Annotated in this window: 15 protein-coding genes; 4 read left to right on the forward strand and 11 right to left on the reverse strand. The window is 68.7% G+C overall.

Annotated features, from left to right (window positions below; genetic code table 11):
* Together HBE64_RS19280 and glmS are read right to left on the reverse strand one after the other, a co-directional pair.
* On the reverse strand, positions 1 to 1,524 hold the full coding sequence (locus tag HBE64_RS19280) for an NAD(P)H-hydrate epimerase (RefSeq protein WP_167105756.1): 1,524 nt from the start codon (positions 1,522 to 1,524) through the stop codon (positions 1 to 3).
* A gap of 68 nt (positions 1,525 to 1,592) precedes the next feature.
* Complete coding sequence (glmS, locus tag HBE64_RS19285) at positions 1,593 to 3,461, reverse strand: glutamine--fructose-6-phosphate transaminase (isomerizing) (protein ID WP_167105759.1); 1,869 nt, start codon at positions 3,459 to 3,461, stop codon at positions 1,593 to 1,595.
* Positions 3,462 to 3,515: 54 nt separating this feature from the next.
* Between glmS and HBE64_RS19290 the strand changes: the two genes are divergently transcribed.
* The gene (locus tag HBE64_RS19290) at positions 3,516 to 4,367 is read left to right on the forward strand and encodes a dienelactone hydrolase family protein (RefSeq protein ID WP_208300508.1); all 852 of its coding nucleotides are present in this window, start codon (positions 3,516 to 3,518) and stop codon (positions 4,365 to 4,367) included.
* A gap of 121 nt (positions 4,368 to 4,488) precedes the next feature.
* Positions 4,489 to 5,529 (forward strand): LLM class F420-dependent oxidoreductase, encoded by a 1,041-nt coding sequence (locus HBE64_RS19295; protein WP_167105765.1) that lies wholly within the window; start codon positions 4,489 to 4,491, stop codon positions 5,527 to 5,529.
* A gap of 90 nt (positions 5,530 to 5,619) precedes the next feature.
* On the opposite strand, the gene HBE64_RS19300 is transcribed toward HBE64_RS19295, so the two are convergent.
* The 7 genes from HBE64_RS19300 to HBE64_RS19330 all read right to left on the reverse strand — a co-directional run bounded on the left by HBE64_RS19300 (position 5,620) and on the right by HBE64_RS19330 (position 11,590).
* Positions 5,620 to 6,960, reverse strand: coding sequence for a hypothetical protein (locus HBE64_RS19300; RefSeq protein WP_167105768.1), 1,341 nt, complete (start codon positions 6,958 to 6,960; stop codon positions 5,620 to 5,622).
* Positions 6,957 to 7,247, reverse strand: a complete 291-nt coding sequence (locus HBE64_RS19305; RefSeq protein ID WP_167105771.1) for a type VII secretion target — start codon at positions 7,245 to 7,247, stop codon at positions 6,957 to 6,959. Before HBE64_RS19305 ends, HBE64_RS19300 begins: the two co-directional genes overlap by 4 nt.
* A gap of 48 nt (positions 7,248 to 7,295) precedes the next feature.
* Positions 7,296 to 8,633, reverse strand: a complete 1,338-nt coding sequence (gene glmM, locus HBE64_RS19310) for a phosphoglucosamine mutase (RefSeq protein WP_167105774.1) — start codon at positions 8,631 to 8,633, stop codon at positions 7,296 to 7,298.
* A 153-nt stretch (positions 8,634 to 8,786) separates the two neighbouring features.
* A complete protein-coding gene (locus tag HBE64_RS19315) occupies positions 8,787 to 9,227 on the reverse strand; it encodes a hypothetical protein (protein ID WP_167105777.1) in 441 nt (146 codons plus the stop codon).
* 305 nt (positions 9,228 to 9,532) lie between these two features.
* The gene (rpsI, locus tag HBE64_RS19320; RefSeq protein ID WP_167109448.1) at positions 9,533 to 10,003 is read right to left on the reverse strand and encodes a 30S ribosomal protein S9; all 471 of its coding nucleotides are present in this window, start codon (positions 10,001 to 10,003) and stop codon (positions 9,533 to 9,535) included.
* 41 nt (positions 10,004 to 10,044) lie between these two features.
* Positions 10,045 to 10,488 carry a 50S ribosomal protein L13 gene (gene rplM / locus HBE64_RS19325; RefSeq protein WP_167105779.1) on the reverse strand — a complete coding sequence of 148 codons (444 nt, stop codon included), beginning with the start codon at positions 10,486 to 10,488 and terminating at the stop codon, positions 10,045 to 10,047.
* Positions 10,489 to 10,690: 202 nt separating this feature from the next.
* On the reverse strand, positions 10,691 to 11,590 hold the full coding sequence (locus tag HBE64_RS19330) for a PaaI family thioesterase (RefSeq protein WP_167105782.1): 900 nt from the start codon (positions 11,588 to 11,590) through the stop codon (positions 10,691 to 10,693).
* 37 nt (positions 11,591 to 11,627) lie between these two features.
* Between HBE64_RS19330 and HBE64_RS19335 the strand changes: the two genes are divergently transcribed.
* Positions 11,628 to 13,373, forward strand: coding sequence for a glycoside hydrolase family 3 protein (locus HBE64_RS19335; protein WP_167105785.1), 1,746 nt, complete (start codon positions 11,628 to 11,630; stop codon positions 13,371 to 13,373).
* A gap of 42 nt (positions 13,374 to 13,415) precedes the next feature.
* Entirely contained in the window at positions 13,416 to 14,063 is a 648-nt protein-coding gene (locus HBE64_RS19340) for a GNAT family N-acetyltransferase (RefSeq protein ID WP_167105788.1), read from the forward strand.
* Here HBE64_RS19340 and adhP read toward each other — a convergent pair.
* Together adhP and adh are read right to left on the reverse strand one after the other, a co-directional pair.
* Positions 14,054 to 15,112 (reverse strand): alcohol dehydrogenase AdhP, encoded by a 1,059-nt coding sequence (gene adhP / locus HBE64_RS19345; protein WP_167105791.1) that lies wholly within the window; start codon positions 15,110 to 15,112, stop codon positions 14,054 to 14,056. The genes HBE64_RS19340 and adhP overlap by 10 nt on opposite strands.
* 29 nt (positions 15,113 to 15,141) lie before the next feature.
* Positions 15,142 to 16,665: an aldehyde dehydrogenase gene (gene adh, locus HBE64_RS19350; protein ID WP_167105794.1), complete on the reverse strand. Its 1,524-nt coding sequence runs from the start codon at positions 16,663 to 16,665 to the stop codon at positions 15,142 to 15,144.
* Positions 16,666 to 16,684 lie beyond the last annotated feature (19 nt).

Here is a 16,684-nt window from a genome sequence, read left to right on the forward strand (position 1 = left end):
CTACAGTTCTGCAACAGCTGAACGAATGTGGGCCAGGATGCGTGACGCCGACGTGGGTGCGGGCGCGGGGCCGGGGTCGGCCGCCGAGGCGTTGGCGGCGCGGGCATGGACGAACGCCGCCGCGGCGGCCGCTTCCACCGGTGGCAGGCCCGCCGCCAGCAGCGCACCGATCATGCCGGACAACACATCACCGGATCCGGCCGTCGCCGCCCACGCCCCGCCCGCGGGATTGAGGTACACCCTGCCGGACGCCGCTGACCCCCCGGTTGCTTCGCTCCTGCCCGCCGCCGCTGACCCCCGGGTCGGTTCGCTCCTGCCCGCCGGGCCGGCGATGACCGTCACGTTGCCCTTCAACAGCACGGTGGCGCCCAGCTGGTCGGCCAGGCGACGGGCGGCGCCGATCCGGTCCTCACCGGGTTCAGCTGCGTCCGATGTCGCCGGCCATCCGGCTCCGGAAGCCAGCCGCGCGAATTCGCCGGCATGCGGTGTCAGCACCGTCGGCGCCTCGCGCTCGGACACCAGGTGCGGGTGGGCAGCCAGCATCGTCAGAGCGTCGGCGTCGACGATCACCGGGAGGTCGCTGCTGAGCGCGAAAGTCAGCGCCTCGAAAGCGGTTTCGTCGGTGCCCAGGCCGGGTCCCACAATCCAGGACTGCACTCGGCCCGCCGCGGCGGCGCTCGGCGCGGCGACGACCTCCGGCCAGTGCGACACCACTTCGGCGGCCGCCGAGCCCGCATAACGTTTCATGCCAGCGGTCGCGGCCACCGCGGCGCCGGTGCACAGGATCGCCGCGCCCGGATACGTCGACGAGCCCGCCAGGATTCCGGTAACGCCCTGGCTGTACTTGTCGTCGTGCGGTTGCGGCACCGGCCAGCGGGCCTTGACGTCGGCGGCGTCGAAGCCGAGGACATCGGTGGGCGGCAGGTCCAGCCCGATGTCGACGAGCTCGACGCGGCCGCAGTCGGCAAGGGCATGCACGGGTTTGAGACCACCGAAGGTGACCGTGAGGGCGGCGCGCACGGCTGGGCCGGTGACGGCGCCGGTGTGCACGTCGACGCCGCTGGGGATGTCCACGGCCACCACCGGGATGCCTGCGGCGTCGACCGCGGCGAAGACGGCGGCCGCAGCCGGGCGCAGCGGTCCCTTGCCGGAGATCCCGACCACCCCGTCGATCACCAGAGCGGTGTCGGGTGCGACGTCGGCCACCACCCGGCCACCTGCGGCGCGGAATGCCGCCAGCGCCTTGGCATGGGTGTGCTCCGGGCTGAGGAGGACCGCCGATGCCGCTGCGCCGCGCCGGCGCAGGAAGGTCGCCGCCCACAGCGCGTCGCCGCCGTTGTCACCGGAGCCGACCACGGCGCAGATCCGCCGGCCCGCGATGCCACCGGTCCGGCTCCTCAGCTCGCGCGCGATCGCGGTCGCCAGTCCATAGGCGGCACGGCGCATCAGGACACCGTCGGGCAGGGTTGCCAGCAGAGGCGCCTCAGCGGCGCGAATCGCCTCGGCGGTGTAGTAGTACCGCATCGCAACCCAGGTTACGTGGCGGACGGCCGCTGGTACACAGTCGACGGCGTGCGACCTGCAGACCGCGACTATTCGACGGTGACCGACTTGGCCAGGTTGCGCGGCTTGTCCACGTCGTAGCCGCGGGCCCTCGCCACCGCGGCGGCGAACACCTGCAGCGGGACCGTGGACAGCAGCGGTTGGAAAAGCGTTGACACAGCCGGGATTTCGAAGATGTGATCCGCGTACGGGCGTACCGTGTCGTCGCCTTCCTCGGCGATGACGATGGTGACGGCACCACGGGCCTGCACTTCGCGGATATTGCTGAGCAGCTTGGCGTGCAAGGTCGCGGCGTTCTTCGGGGAGGGCATGACCACGATCACCGGGAGGTCTTCGTCGATCAGGGCGATCGGGCCGTGCTTGAGCTCGCCGGCGGCAAAGCCCTCGGCATGCATGTACGCCAGCTCCTTGAGCTTGAGCGCACCTTCGAGCGCCACCGGGTAGCCGACATGGCGACCCAGGAACAGCACCGCCGGTGACGCCGCGAAGGCGTGGCCGAGCTTGGTGATCGAGTCGACGTGTTCGAGCACCCGGGCCACCTGGGCGGGCATCGACTCCAGTTCGCGGTACTCGCGTTCGACCTCGTCGGGGTACTTGGTGCCGCGCGCCTGCGCCAGAGCCAGACCGACCAGGTAGTTGGCGGCGATCTGGGCCAGGAAGGTCTTGGTGGCCGCCACCCCGATCTCCGGTCCGGCCCGGGTGTAGAGGACGGCGTCGGCTTCACGGGGAATCTGGCTGCCGTTGGTGTTGCAGATGGCCAGCACCTTGGCCTTCTGCGCCTTGGCGTGCCGGACCGCTTCGAGGGTGTCGGCCGTCTCGCCGGACTGCGAGATCGCGATGACCAGCGTGCCCCGGTCGAGCACCGGGTCGCGGTAGCGGAACTCGCTGGCGAGTTCGACCTCGACGGGCAGCCGGGTCCAGTGCTCGATCGCGTACTTGGCCAGCAGCCCGGAATGGAATGCGGTGCCGCAGGCGACGATGAAGACCTTGTCGACCTCGCGGAGTTCCTGATCGCTCAGGCGCTGCTCGTCGAGCACGATCCGGCCGTCGACGAAATGCCCGAGCAGGGTGTCGGCGACCGCAGTCGGCTGCTCGGCGATCTCCTTGAGCATGAAGTACTCGTAGCCGCCCTTCTCGGCGGCCGACAGGTCCCAGTCGATGTGAAACTCGCGAGCGTTCGCGGCGTCGTCACAGCCGTCGAAGTCGGTGATGCGGTAGCCGTCGGCGGTGATCACCACAGCCTGGTCCTGGCCGAGCTCGACGGCCTCGCGGGTGTACTCGATGAAGGCGGCGACGTCGGAGCCCAGGAACATCTCGTCCTGGCCGATACCGACCACCAACGGCGTCGACCGGCGGGCCGCCACGATGGTGCCGGGGCTGTCGGCGTTGGCGAACATCAGGGTGAAGTGGCCTTCGAGCTGCCGCAGCACCGAGAGCACCGAGGCCACGAAGTCGCCGGCGGTGGGGCCCTGGTGGTAGGCCCGGGACACCAGGTGCACAGCCACCTCGGTGTCGGTGTCGCTGGCGAACTCCACGCCCTCGGCTTCCAGGTCGTGGCGCAGCGTCGCGAAGTTCTCGATGATCCCGTTGTGCACGACGGCGAACTTGCCGGCGGCGTCGCGGTGCGGGTGGGCGTTGCGGTCGGTGGGCCTGCCGTGGGTGGCCCACCGGGTGTGGCCGACGCCCGCGGTGCCGGTCAGGGCGACGGGGTCGGTTTCGGCCAGCGCCTCCTCGAGGTTGGCGAGCCGTCCGGCGCGGCGGCGGACCGTCAGCCCGCCGTGTCCGTCGAGCAGAGCCAGGCCGGAGGAGTCGTAACCGCGGTACTCCATGCGGCGCAGCGCGTCCACGACGACGTCGCGGGCCGGGCGATGCCCGACGTAAGCCACGATTCCGCACATGGGTCCAAGGGTAGTGCAGCACCGGAGGCCAAGACGGTGGGCTACGGTCATGGGGTGGCCCGGACACGCAAGCTCTTCGCGGCGCTGACCCGCCGCGGTCCACATCAGGTTTTGCGCGGTGACCTGGCGTTTGCCGGTCTTCCGGGCATCGTCTACACCCCGGCTTCGGGCTTCAATCTGCCCGCTGTGGCGTTCGGCCACGATTGGCTCACACCCGTCGATCACTACGTCAAAACGCTGGAGCATCTGGCGTCGTGGGGCATCGTCGCGGCGGCGCCGAACACCGAACGCGGGCCTGCGCCGTCCGTGCTGAACCTGGCGTTCGACCTGGGCACGACACTGGACATCGTCACCGGGGTCCGGCTGGGCCCCGGGCAGATCAGCGTGCAACCGACCAAGCTGGGCCTGGCCGGCCACGGTTTCGGCGGCTCGGCGGCGGTGTTCGCCGCGGCAGGCCTGGCCGGGGCGGGCAAGTCGGCACCCAAGGCGGTGGCCGCCCTGTTCCCGTCGGTCACCAAACCGCCTGCCCAACAGCCTGCCGTCAGCTTGAAGGTGCCGGGCCTGGTCCTCAGCTCGCCGGACGACCCGCAGTCGCTGCGGACCGATGCCCTTGATCTGGCCGAGGCGTGGCCCGGTGCGGTGCTCCACATCGTCAACAAGGCGACGTCCGCCGGGCTGGCCGAGAAGCGCAGGTTCGCCCGACTGCTGGGCGTGCCGGGTTCCGATCGCGGTACCCAGAAGGCGGTCCGGGCGCTGTTGACCGGCTTTCTGCTCTTCCAGCTCACCGGCGACAAGACCTATCGCGAGTTCGCCGACCCCGAGGCGGTGCTGCCCAAGACGGCCAAGCCCGATCCGGAGGCCGAGCCGCTGAAGCCCGAGGACCGGATCGTCGCGCTACTCAAGTAGCCGGGTTCGGAGCGACGAGTGGCCAGTTGCGGCACGCATTCTGCGCATTCTCGCGACGTAGGTGGCCGGTCGGCGAAAACCCGACGACCCCCAACCAACTGGTTGGTGATATAGCTCCGTGATGCGCACCGGTGTTTTTCTGGAGTATTCAGGCGGCTTCCGTGAGGCTGTCGAGCACATCGTCGTGTTGGAACAGGCGGGCGTGGATATCGCCCTGGTGGCCGAGGCGTACTCGTATGACGCCATCAGCCAGCTCGGCTATCTGGCGGCCAAGACATCGCGGATCGAGCTGGGCTCCGGCGTGGTCCCGATCTATACCCGGACCCCGTCCCTGCTGGCGATGACGGCCGCCGGCCTGGACTACGTGTCCGACGGCCGCTTCCGGCTGGGCATCGGCACCTCCGGGCCCCAGGTCGTCGAGGGCTTTCACGGCGTTCCCTTCGACGCCCCCATGGGCCGGACCCGGGAGGTCGTCGAGATCTGCCGTCAGGTGTGGCGGCGCGAGCGGGTGCAGCATCAGGGCAAGAGCTACCAGATCCCGCTGCCCGCCGACCGCGGCACCGGGCTGGGCAAGCCGTTGCAGCTCATCAATCATCCTGTGCGGGAGAACATCCCGATCACCATCGCCGCGCTCGGACCCAAGAATGTGGAACTCACTGCCGAGATCGCCGAGGGCTGGCAGCCGGTCTTCTTCCTTCCGGAGAAGGCCGACGACGTCTGGGGTGAGTCGCTTCGTGCCGGAAAGGCCAAGCGCGACAAGGCTCTCGGCGAACTCGATGTGATGGTCGGGGTGTCCCTGGCCGTCGGCGACGATGTCGAGGAACGACTCGGCTGGGCCAAACCACACCTGGCGCTCTACATCGGTGGCATGGGTGCGCGCGGTCAGAACTTCTACCACAAGCTGGCCACCCGGTACGGCTACGGCGAGGTGGCAGACCACATTCAGGATCTGTTCCTGGCCGGGCGCAAGGCCGAAGCGATTGCCGCAGTGCCGGACGAGCTGGTGCGTCAGGTGTCGCTGATCGGGCCGCGCGGCTTTGTCAAGGAGCGCATCGCCGCGTTCGCCGAGGCCGGGGTGACGACGTTGTTGGCGACGCCGGTGACCGCCGACGGCGCCGAGTACGTCAAGTACGTCGAGGAGCTGCAGCAGCTGCTGCCCTGACCACAGGTGTTGTGAGGGAACGCTGTTCGTCAGCAGGCCGCAACAGCCGCCGCTGCGCGGCGGGCACTGCGGGCCGCGGCGTTGCCTCGGTCACTGGCCGACCTGCGCCAGTTCGTCGGCGGCGATCTCACACGGCGACTTCTCGTCCAGGGATTCGATCTCTGGCTCGGGTTCGATGACGGGTGGTTGCGGGTCGGCCGGTGGTAACGGTGCAGGCGCGGTCTGCTCGGCGACGGATTCCTCGACGGGCTCGGTGGTGGTCGCCTCCCCTGTTGCGCCGGTGTCGTCGGGTGGGTCGCCTTCCTGATCCTCGGTGCCCGTGCCCGCCGGATCTGTCTGTGGCTCAGCGCTTTCCGGTTCGGCGTCGGCGAGATCGTCGGCCGCGGCGGTATCGGGTACCGCGGTATCGGCCGGGACGTGCGATGCACTGGCCAGCAGAGTGCCGATGGCGTCGGCGAGCTGGCCGCCGAGCCCCGTCAAGCCGCCGCCCACGTCGGGAACGGAAGGGATCGCGGGAGCCGGCATCGCTGCGGCACCGGAGCCGAGCGGATCCCCGGCCTGCGGCGGTGGAAGTTGCTGCGACAGAGCTGTTTCCGGGGCGGATGGCGCAGGGCCCAAGGGTGCGGGCGTCGCAGGCCGGGCGTTCACGGCTTCTGGTGGCACGGGGCTCACGGCGGCGGCGGGCATGCTGAGCGGGGCGGCAGCTGGGGCCGCCGTGAGCGGCGCGGGCTGCGGTGGCGCCACGAACAGCTGACCGGGAACCGCGAAAACCACTGGGCCGCAGAATGTCACCTGGCGGATCGCATCGGCGTAGGCCGACTCCACCGCCGATGTCGCGGACCGCATCGCGGTGACCCACTCGGTGCGGATGTCGGCGTCGACGTAGGGGGTGATCTGGTGGACGACGACGTCGGCGGCCTCAGCCCGATCGGGTGCCGCGCTCATCACGGTGCGGGCCGCGGCCAGCCATGCCGGGCGCTGCGCCGCCACCCGATCGTCGATCGCGGTCGCGGTGTGCACCTTCTCGTCGACCACCCTCAGGAGGGTGTCACGCAGCTGAGCGCAGCTATCCGCCGCGGCGCGCAGGGCACCTGCGACGGCGGCACCCGCCTGGCAGTGCCGTTCGACGAAAAGCCCTGCGACGGAGCCGGAGTCACCATTCCACGCCTCGGCGATACCACGCAGAGCGTCGTGCTGCATACGGAGCGCGTCCTCGGCGGTGTCAGCCATGGCGCGCACGGCCGCGCAGTCGGAGTCGAGCACGTCGAGGTCCAGGCCGTCCTCGGTGCCGTACCACTCGAGCACCTGTGCGGCATAGGCGGTCAAATCGGGGTGGCTATATCCCAGCAGATGGCACGCCGTCACATAGGTCTGGGTGTCGGCCACCGCCTGGCGGCCCTGATCGAGCCGACCCACGACGTCGAACGTCATCGCAGCACCGCCGCGGCGCGCAGCTCGGCATCGGCGTACTGCTGTGCACCGGCGCGCAGCGCGGCAGCGACTTCTTCGGCAGCCCGCGACCACTGGGCCAGCTGGACCCTCACCTCATCGAGCGCGGCATGCAGCCGCTCGCCGCTGGCGGCATGCGCCCGGCCGGCCGTGGAACCGCTGAAACTCAGGCCACCGGTGCGCGCGGCGGTCTCGAGGAGCTGCGCCGCGGCGGTGAACCGTTGCGCGGCAGCATGCGCCGCCGCAGTGTCCACGCGTGTTGTGCCCATGTCGGATTGGACGCAGGACTGCCCGCGACGGTTCCGCTTCGGCGGAAATCAGCCCTCGGCGCTGACCGACTCGGCCACCCGGATGGCCAACTGCCGGGCGGTGTCCTCGTCGGCGGCCTCGACCATCACCCGAACCATCTGCTCGGTTCCGGAGGGGCGCAACAGAATTCGTCCGGTGTCGCCGAGCTCGGCCTCGGCCGCCCGCACCGCGCTGCGCACCGCGGGCGCCTCGGCCACGGTGGCCTTGTCGGCCACCTCGACGTTGATCAGGACCTGGGGCAGCGTCTGCATCGGGGCTGCGAGCCCGGCCAGCGAGGTGCGGGTGTGGGCCATCCGCGACATCAGCCGCAGACCTGTGACGATGCCGTCGCCGGTGGTGGCCAGCGCCGGCATCACGATGTGGCCGGACTGCTCGCCGCCCAGCGAGTACTCGCCGGCCCGCAGCTCTTCGAGCACGTAGCGGTCGCCGACGCCGGTGGTCCGCACGGTGATACCGGCCTCACGCATGGCGAGGTGCAGGCCTAGGTTGCTCATCACGGTGGCCACCAGCGTGTTGGAGGCCAGCTCACCGGATTCCTGCATGGCCAGCGCGAGGACCACCATGATGGCGTCACCGTCGACGATCTGGCCGGCGGCGTCTACCGCGAGGCAGCGGTCGGCGTCGCCGTCGTGGGCCAGCCCCAGATCGGCGCCGTGGGCGACGACGGCGGCCTGAAGTTGGTCGAGGTGCGTCGAGCCGCAGCCGTCGTTGATGTTGAGCCCGTTGGGCTCGGCGTGAATCGCGATCACGCGGGCACCGGCGGCCTGATAGGCGCGCGGTGCGGCCGCCGAGGCGGCGCCATTGGCACAGTCGACGACCACGGTCAGACCGTCCAGCCGCACCGGAGCCGCGGCACGGACATGGCTCAGGTAGCGCTCGAGTGCGTCGGCGGCGTCAAGCGCGCGGCCGATGCCGGCGCCAACCGGCCGCAGACCGGGACCTTGGGCGACGAGTTCCTCGATGCGGTCCTCGGTGGCGTCGTCGAGCTTATGGCCGCCGGGGCCGAAGATCTTGATGCCGTTATCGGGCATCGCGTTGTGTGACGCCGAGATCATCACGCCGAAGTCGGCGTCGTAGGCACCCGTCAAGTAGGCGACGGCAGGCGTGGGCAGCACACCCACCCGCAGCGCGTCGACACCCTCACTGGTCACCCCGGCGATCACCGCGGCCTCGAGCATCTCGCCGCTGGCCCGCGGATCGCGGCCGATCACCGCGACCGGCCGTCCCGACCGCGCGGTGGCAGCCAGCCGCCGTGCCGCGGCCGCCCCCAGGGCCAGTGCCAGCTCAGCCGTCAGTTCCCGGTTGGCCACACCCCGGACACCGTCGGTCCCGAACAGTCGACCCATGCGGACAACCTCTCACAATTACCGCCTCAATCCACAACCGACGAGGTTATCCGCCATGTCGCCGCCAAACCGACATTCGAGCGAGACGCAGCCCCGTCAACGACGACCGCCCGCACCCCCGGGGAGGTGCAGGCGGTGGGTCGTAGCGAAGGCCTAGCGGGTCGGGGCTGCCGACGGTGTGGTCGGCGTCGCGCTGGCGCTCGGGGCCGGAGTCATCGGCGCGGGGCTCTCGGCCGGCGCGAGCGGCGCGGTCTCCGCTGCCCCGCCGTTCTGGCTGAAGGTGTAGCTGAGTCCGCCGGTGACGCTGTTGCAGACCGGAACGGTCTGGACGAGGTTGGTGTCGAGGTCGGCCAGGCGCGGCGACAGGTCGTCAGCCGGGCATACGGCCGCGGCCAGGGACTGCGCACCCGTCAGCGGCACTTCCTGCAGGACGCCGAGTCGCTGACCGTCGACGCTGAGGGTGACGTTGAGCTTGCCGTCACCGACGACCGACTGGGCCTCCGGCGGTGCTGCGTGCGCGAGGCTGAGGCCACCCGCGACGAGCAGCGATCCGCCCAGGAGGGTGCCTGCGGCCGTCTTCGTGATCGAGTTCATGTTCGCTCCTTGTTCTTCTGCGTTGTGGGCAGGGATCCAAGAGCTGCGCGAGGTTCAACACACAGCCCCGAAGGTGGACATCGACCCCCCGTAAAGGTCCTCTTTCTCCCACCTCGGGCAGCCGACAACGCTGTCGGCCTCCAAGAGGCTTGCCGCGGGCCGGCGAACTCAAACCAAAACTTAATGATCGGCTGCCGATACGCCGCTGAGCTGCAGGTATCGCAAGTGACACAGGGCACAAAAAACTCGCCGGGTGCATCCGAACGGACACACCCGGCGAGCTTTGCGTCGAAACGCGCGGCAGATCAGCGCTTGCTGTACTGCGGCGCCTTACGGGCCTTCTTCAGGCCGTACTTCTTGCGCTCGATGGCACGCGGGTCACGCGTGAGGAAGCCGGCCTTCTTCAGGGCCGGGCGGTCCTCCGGCTGCACCAGGATCAGCGCGCGGGCGATCGCGAGGCGAAGCGCACCGGCCTGACCCGAGGGGCCGCCGCCGTCGAGGTGGGCGTAGATGTCGAAAGCGTCGACCCGGTCGACGGTCACCAGCGGAGCCTTGATCAGCTGCTGGTGCACCTTGTTGGGGAAGTACGCCTCCAGGGTGCGGCCGTCCAGGTGGAACTGGCCGGTGCCGGGAACCAGCCGGACCCGCACGACAGCCTCCTTGCGGCGGCCGACGGTCTGGATCGGGCGGTCGATGATGACGGGTTCGCGCGGCGCGGCCTGCTCGGTGACCTCAGGAGCCTCGGGCGCCTCGGTGACCTCGGCAGCCTCAGTCACCTCGGTGTCCTCGACGTCGGTTGTCACGTCTGTCGTTTCGCTCACTGCTCCACCTGCTTGATATCGAACGGAATCGGCTGCTGGGCAGCGTGCGGATGATCCGGGCCGGCGTAGACCTTGAGCTTCTTCTGGATCTGGCGGCTCAGCTTGTTGTGCGGCAGCATGCCGACGATGGCCTTCTCGACCACGCGGTCGGCGTGCTTCTCGAGCTCGTCGCCGAGCGTGCGGGCCCGCAGACCACCGGGGTAACCCGAGTGGCGGTAGGCCATCTTGCTCTGGAGCTTGTCGCCACTGACGGCGATCTTGTCGGCGTTGATGACGATGACGAAATCGCCACCGTCGACATTGGGCGTGAATGTCGGCTTGTGCTTGCCGCGCAGCAGAGTTGCTGCTGCAACGGCGAGCCGGCCGAGCACCACGTCGGTGGCATCGATGACGTACCACGAACGCGTGGTGTCACCTGCCTTCGGCGTGTACGTAGGCACAGCGCTACTACCTCTCGTTAGGGGTTCGCACCCCGGTGTTAGGTCCCGGTATGACCCGGGTGCCGGTCGGACGTGACGGTCGGGCTTCGCATCTCGGCGACCAACACTGACCCGAGACCCCGGCTGACTCCGCGGAGATCCGCGGCGTACCGCACGCCAACGTGGCAGCTTACCTGCGGCGATCCGGGCAGGTCAAAACGCGTCAGCCCCGGTCGTAGGCGATGTTGGCGGTGGCCCGGACGTACTCGGTGCCGCCGTGGTCGGACATCGTGGCGCTGACGGTGGCCATCCGCCGTCCCACCCGCTCGGTGGTGGTCGCCATGGCGAGTTCACGGCCGTCGACCGGGGGTGAACGGAAGTAGTAAACGCTGAGGTCAGCCAGGGTGTAGGTATCGCCGGGGCCGGTGTGAGCCTGCCCGGCCAGCGAACAGGCCTCGCCGATGATCGAGGCGATCACGCCGCCCTGGATGGCACCGAGCACGTTGGCCATCCACGGCTGCGGCTCGACGGTGACGACGGGCTCCTCGTCGGCAATGACAGTCAAGGCCAGCAGTTCACCTACCGGGCCGCGGGCGATTTCGCCGCTGCGCAACGCGGCAAGGATCCGCCGGCCGTCCCAGCCGGGGTCGATGGCCGACACCGTGGTGTCCACCGGTGGTGGCTCGGGCAGTGTCTCGTTTCCGGTGACATTCCCGGCGGGGTCCAGTGCCCGCAGTTCGGGGGTGCTGCGGCTGACCCGGACCGTCCGGCCCACCCCCGAGCACACGACCTGGTCGCCGTTGGTCACGGTCACCGTGGGAATGCCGTAGCTGTCGTCGTAGTGGGCCATCGTGGCGGTAGCGCAAAGCCGGTCACCGACGTGCACCGCGGCGCCGGCCGTCAGCGACAGCCAGGACTGGACGGTGGCCACCGGTTCGGTGAATGAATACCAATAGGCACCGCTGGTGGCCGACTCCGCGGTGACGGCATAGGCGGGCATGCCTAGCGCACCGCGGTGGTCCATCAGCGTCGGCGTGAGCTGCTGATCGAGCGCGATACCACCCTCGGTCCGACGCACCGAGCCGATGGAGAAGTAGTTCTGCGGTCTGTTAGCTGTGCTCATCAGCTGGCATCCTTGCAGATGACCGAGAGGAAGGCCGATGTCCGATCCCGCTCACCCGTACCTGGACAGCACGCTGTCGGTGTCCCGGCGGACCGAGGATCTGCTCGCCAGGCTGACCCTTGCGGACAAGGTGGGGCTGATGTTCCACACCATGGCGGTGCCGGCCGGCGTCGACGACAGTGTGCAGCTGTTCGGCCCGCGGTCGCTGCGTTCACTTCTCGACCGGGGACTGCGGCATTTCAACATCCTGGGCACACTGGCCGACGGACGCGCGTTCGCGCAATGGCACAACAGCGTTCAACGCGCCGCGCTGCAGCACCCACTCGGCATTCCGGTCACATTGTCCACCGATCCACGCCATCACTTCGGGGACAACCCGTTGACACAAATGATGGCGGGCCCGTTCTCGCAGTGGCCGGAGACGCTGGGACTGGCCGCCATCGGCTCGGCTGAGCGGGTACGGGCGTTCGCAGACATCGTCCGGCAGGAGTACCTCGCCGCGGGTATCCGCGTTGCACTGCACCCTCAACTGGACTTGGCCACCGAACCCCGGTGGGCACGGATCAACACCACGTTCGGCGAGGACGCCGACCTGGCGTCACAACTTGGTGTGGCGTATGTCCTTGGGCTGCAGGGTGATTCACTCGATAACAACTCCGTGGCCGCGATGATCAAACACTTCCCGGGCGGCGGCCCCCAGAAGGACGGCAACGACCCACACTTCGCGTGGGGACGTGAACAGGTCTACCCCGGCGACAACGCCGACTACCACCTGCGCCCGTTCCTGGCCGCGCTCGACGCCGGCGCCGCGGAGGTGATGCCCTACTACGGCATGCCGGTCGGCACGGACTGGGATGAGGTGGGCTTCGGTTTCAACAAGTCGGTCATCACCGGCGTGCTGCGCAACGAGCCCGGATTCGACGGAATCGTCTGCACCGATTGGGGTTTGATCACCGATCACCCGGATCTGGGCGATCTCGGCGTCGCCCGCGCCTGGGGTGTGGAACACCTGAGCGCGGCGGACCGCGTGGTGCGGGTGCTGGAGGCCGGCGTCGACCAGTTCGGCGGCGAGGACTGCACCGACGTGCTGCTGTCGGTGATCGCGGCCGGCAGGGTCAGCGAAGCCCGGATCGACGAGTCGGTGCGACGGGTGCTGCGGACGAAGTTCGAACTCGGCCTGTTCGACCATCCGTTCATCGACGAGGAACACGCAGCGATCACCGTGGGACGAAGCGAGTTTCGCGATGCGGGACTACGCGCCCAGCGTGACTCGATGACCCTGTTGACGAATACCGGCCTGTTGCCGCTGCGCCGCGGCGTCAAGGTGTTCGCACCTGAGCTGTCCTCGCTGTCGGGGTACGCCGAGTCGGTGCACTCCCCCGCCGACGCCGACGTGGCGATCCTGCGGATCAAGGCCCCGTTCGAGCCGCGTTCGGAAGGTATGGCCGCCTTGTTCCACCACGGCTCGCTGGAATTCGGGGCGCAGGAGGTCCAGCGGGTGCTCGACGTATGCACCGAGGTTCCGACGGTACTGGACGTCTACCTGGATCGGCCGGCGGTGCTGACTCCGTTCGTCGATGCCGCCGGAGCGGTCATGGCGAACTTCGGGGTGAGCGAGCAGGCACTGCTCGACGTGGTGTTCGAAGAGTCGGGGCCGGCGGGCTCGCTGCCCTTCGACCTGCCCCGCTCGGATTCGGCGGTGGAAGCCAGCCGCACCGACGTCGCCTTCGACACCGCCGATCCGTTGTTCCGCTTCGGGCACGGGCTGCGCTACCCGCGGTAAATCGGTTTCGGAGCCGGCGCCCCGTGTGGTCCGATGGACGCCATGGCGAACGTTGTCTGGCCGCTGGCCGATCTCGACGTGGTGACCCCGAGACTGACGCTGCGCTACATCAGTGACGAGGTGGGACTCGAGCTGGCTGCCTTGGCCGCCAACGGGATTCACGATCCGGCGACGATGCCGTTCAGCGAGCCGTGGACCGACGTGCCGTCTCCCGAGCTCGAGCGCAATTGTCTGCGTCACTACTGGCGCAACCGCACCGAGACGACGGTGCAGCGGTGGAACCTCGACCTGGCGGTCCTGGTCGGCACGTCGGTGGTGGGGATGTGTTCGGTGCATGCCGAGGACTTCCCGCAACAGCGGACTCTGCTCACCGGGTCCTGGCTGGGGCGGTCGCATCAGGGTCGGGGCATCGGGAAGGAGATGCGCCAGGCGGCACTGCATCTGATCTTCGCGGGATTCGACGCGGACGCCGCCCGCACCCGGGCCTGGCACGACAACGCGGCCTCGCTGGGGGTGACGCGCTCACTGCCCTACACCGAGACTGCCACCGCACGGGAGAACCGGCGCGAAAGCCCCGACACCATAGTCGAATTCACCATGACGTCGGGGCAGTGGGCCACGATCCGACGCGACGACATCCGTCTCGTCGGGATCGGGCCCGTTCGCGAGATGCTGGGGACTCAGCGATAGTCGATGACCACGCGGCCGTCGATCTGCCCGCGTTGCATCCGGCCGAACACCTCGTTGATGTCCTCGAGCCGAGCGGCTTCCACCGTCGGGTGGATCAGGCCGCGAGCGTAGAAGTCCAATGCCTCGGCCATGTCCTGGCGGGTTCCGACGATGGAGCCGCGAATCGTCAAGCCCTTCAGCACGATGTCGAAGATCGGCGCCGGGAAGTCACCGGGTGGTAGGCCGTTGAACACGATCGTTCCGCCGCGGCGGGTCAGCCCGATGGCCTGGCCGAACGCTTGCGGGTGCACCGCGGTGACGAGCACTCCGTGGACGCCACCGGTGGCCTTCTGCACCTCGGCGACGACGTCGGAGGTGCGGGCGTTGACGGCCACTTCGGCGCCGAGTCGTTGCGCCAGAGCCAGTTTGGCGTCGTCGATGTCGACCGCCACCACCCGCAGCCCCATCGCGCGGGCGTACTGCACCGCGATGTGGCCGAGCCCGCCGATGCCCGAGATCGCCACCCACTGGCCCGGTCGGGTGTCGGTGACCTTGAGGCCCTTATAGACCGTGACCCCGGCGCACAAGATCGGCGCCACCTCCAAGGGGTCGACGTTGTCGGGGATGCGGGCTGCGTAGGCCGAGTTGACCAGCATGTAGCTGCCGAAGCTGCCGTTGACGCTGTAGCCGCCGTTGCGCTGGCTCTCACACAGCGTTTCCCAGCCGGTGCGGCAGTACTCGCAGGTGCCGCACGCCGACCAGAGCCACGCGTTGCCGACCTTGTCGCCCAGGGCGAGGTCGCTGACGCCGGGGCCGAGCGCGACGACGGTGCCGTACCCCTCGTGCCCGGGGATGAACGGCGGCTGCGGCTTGACCGGCCAATCGCCATGTGCGGCATGCAGATCGGTGTGGCAGACGCCGGAGGTCTCCAGCTTCACCAGCACCTCGCCGGGCCCGGGGGTGGGCAGGTCGACCTCGCCGACGCTCAGCGGGGCGCCGAATTCGGTGACGACGGCGGCGTGCATCGTGTCGGTCGAGGAAGTGATGTCGTTGTCGAGTGTTTGAGTCATGATGGTGTCCGTTCGTTTTCGGTGGGACTTCAGAAGAAGCCCTGGGCCTTGTTGCTGTAGGAGACGAGCAGGTTCTTGGTCTGCTGGTAGTGGTCGAGCATCATGAGATGGTTCTCGCGGCCGATACCGGACTGCTTGTAGCCGCCGAAGGCGGCGTGCGCCGGGTACTGGTGGTAGCAGTTGGTCCACACCCGGCCGGCTTTGATATCGCGTCCGGCGCGGTAGGCGGTGTTGCCGTCACGGCTCCACACCCCCGCACCCAAGCCGTAGAGGGTGTCGTTGGCGATGTTGATGGCGTCGTCGTAGTCGGTGAACGACGTGACGGCCACGACGGGTCCGAAGATCTCCTCTTGGAAGATCCGCATGGCGTTATGCCCGGTGAAGATCGTCGGCTGGACGTAGTAGCCGCCGTTGAGGTCGCCGCCGAGTTCGGCGCGTTCACCGCCGGTAAGCACCTGGGCGCCTTCGCTTTTGCCGATCTCGATGTAGGACAGGATCTTCTCGAGCTGATCGTTGGAGGCCTGCGCCCCGATCATGGTTTCGGTGTCCAGCGGGTCGCCCTGGCGCACCGCCTTGGTGCGAATCGCCGCCATCGCCAGGAACTCGTCGTAGATATCGGCCTGAATCAGGCTGCGTGACGGGCAGGTGCAGACTTCGCCCTGGTTGAGGGCGAACATGGTGAAGCCCTCCAGCGCCTTGTCCTGGTACTCGTCGTTGGCGGCGAGGACGTCGGAGAAGAAGATGTTGGGGCTCTTGCCGCCGAGTTCGAGGGTCACGGGGATCAGGTTCTGGGAGGCGTACTGCATGATCAACCGGCCCGTGGTGGTCTCCCCGGTGAACGCGATCTTGGCGATCCGGTTGCTCGAGGCCAGCGGCTTGCCGGCTTCGACCCCAAACCCGTTGACCACGTTGATCACCCCGGCCGGCAACAGGTCGGCGATCAACGACACCAGATACAGCACCGAGGCCGGGGTCTGCTCAGCCGGCTTGAGCACCACCGCATTACCGGCAGCCAACGCTGGTGCGAGCTTCCATACCGCCATCAGGATCGGGAAATTCCACGGGATGATCTGCCCGACCACACCGAGGGGCTCGTGGAAGTGATACGCCACGGTGTCCTCGTCGATCTGCGACAGCGACCCTTCCTGGGCGCGGATGGCACCGGCGTAGTAGCGGAAGTGGTCGACAGCCAGGGGAATGTCGGCGTTGAGGGTCTCGCGGATCGGCTTGCCGTTGTCCCACGACTCAGCCAGCGCGATCGACTCCAGGTTCGCCTCGATGCGGTCGGCGATCTTGTTCAGGATCAGCGCCCGCTCGGCGGGTGAGGTCTTGCCCCAGGCCGGGGCCGCGGCGTGCGCGGCGTCCAGCGCCAGCTCGATATCGGCGTCGGTGGAGCGGGCCACCTCGCAGAACACCTCACCGGTTACGGGCGTGCGGTTCTCGAAATACTGCCCACCCACCGGCGGCACCCACTGCCCGCCGATGAAGTTCTCGTAGCGCGACTGGAAGGACATCACGGAACCTTCGGCACCGGGCCTCGCGTACACGGTCATGGAACTCTCCTGCCTGTTC

It is taken from the genome of Mycobacterium sp. DL592 (genome assembly GCF_011694515.1).
Classification (GTDB): Bacteria; Actinomycetota; Actinomycetes; order Mycobacteriales; family Mycobacteriaceae; genus Mycobacterium.

What these genes read in the sequence shown, in the direction of transcription:
- HBE64_RS19280 (WP_167105756.1), bottom strand. Translation starts at nt 1,524, where the DNA reads ATGCGGTACTACTACACCGCCGAGGCGATTCGCGCCGCTGAGGCGCCT.
- glmS (WP_167105759.1), bottom strand. Translation starts at nt 3,461, where the DNA reads ATGTGCGGAATCGTGGCTTACGTCGGGCATCGCCCGGCCCGCGACGTC.
- HBE64_RS19295 (WP_167105765.1), top strand. Translation starts at nt 4,489, where the DNA reads ATGCGCACCGGTGTTTTTCTGGAGTATTCAGGCGGCTTCCGTGAGGCT.
- HBE64_RS19300 (WP_167105768.1), bottom strand. Translation starts at nt 6,960, where the DNA reads ATGACGTTCGACGTCGTGGGTCGGCTCGATCAGGGCCGCCAGGCGGTG.
- HBE64_RS19305 (WP_167105771.1), bottom strand. Translation starts at nt 7,247, where the DNA reads ATGGGCACAACACGCGTGGACACTGCGGCGGCGCATGCTGCCGCGCAA.
- glmM (WP_167105774.1), bottom strand. Translation starts at nt 8,633, where the DNA reads ATGGGTCGACTGTTCGGGACCGACGGTGTCCGGGGTGTGGCCAACCGG.
- HBE64_RS19315 (WP_167105777.1), bottom strand. Translation starts at nt 9,227, where the DNA reads ATGAACTCGATCACGAAGACGGCCGCAGGCACCCTCCTGGGCGGATCG.
- HBE64_RS19330 (WP_167105782.1), bottom strand. Translation starts at nt 11,590, where the DNA reads ATGAGCACAGCTAACAGACCGCAGAACTACTTCTCCATCGGCTCGGTG.
- HBE64_RS19335 (WP_167105785.1), top strand. Translation starts at nt 11,628, where the DNA reads ATGTCCGATCCCGCTCACCCGTACCTGGACAGCACGCTGTCGGTGTCC.
- HBE64_RS19340 (WP_167105788.1), top strand. Translation starts at nt 13,416, where the DNA reads ATGGCGAACGTTGTCTGGCCGCTGGCCGATCTCGACGTGGTGACCCCG.
- adhP (WP_167105791.1), bottom strand. Translation starts at nt 15,112, where the DNA reads ATGACTCAAACACTCGACAACGACATCACTTCCTCGACCGACACGATG.
- adh (WP_167105794.1), bottom strand. Translation starts at nt 16,665, where the DNA reads ATGACCGTGTACGCGAGGCCCGGTGCCGAAGGTTCCGTGATGTCCTTC.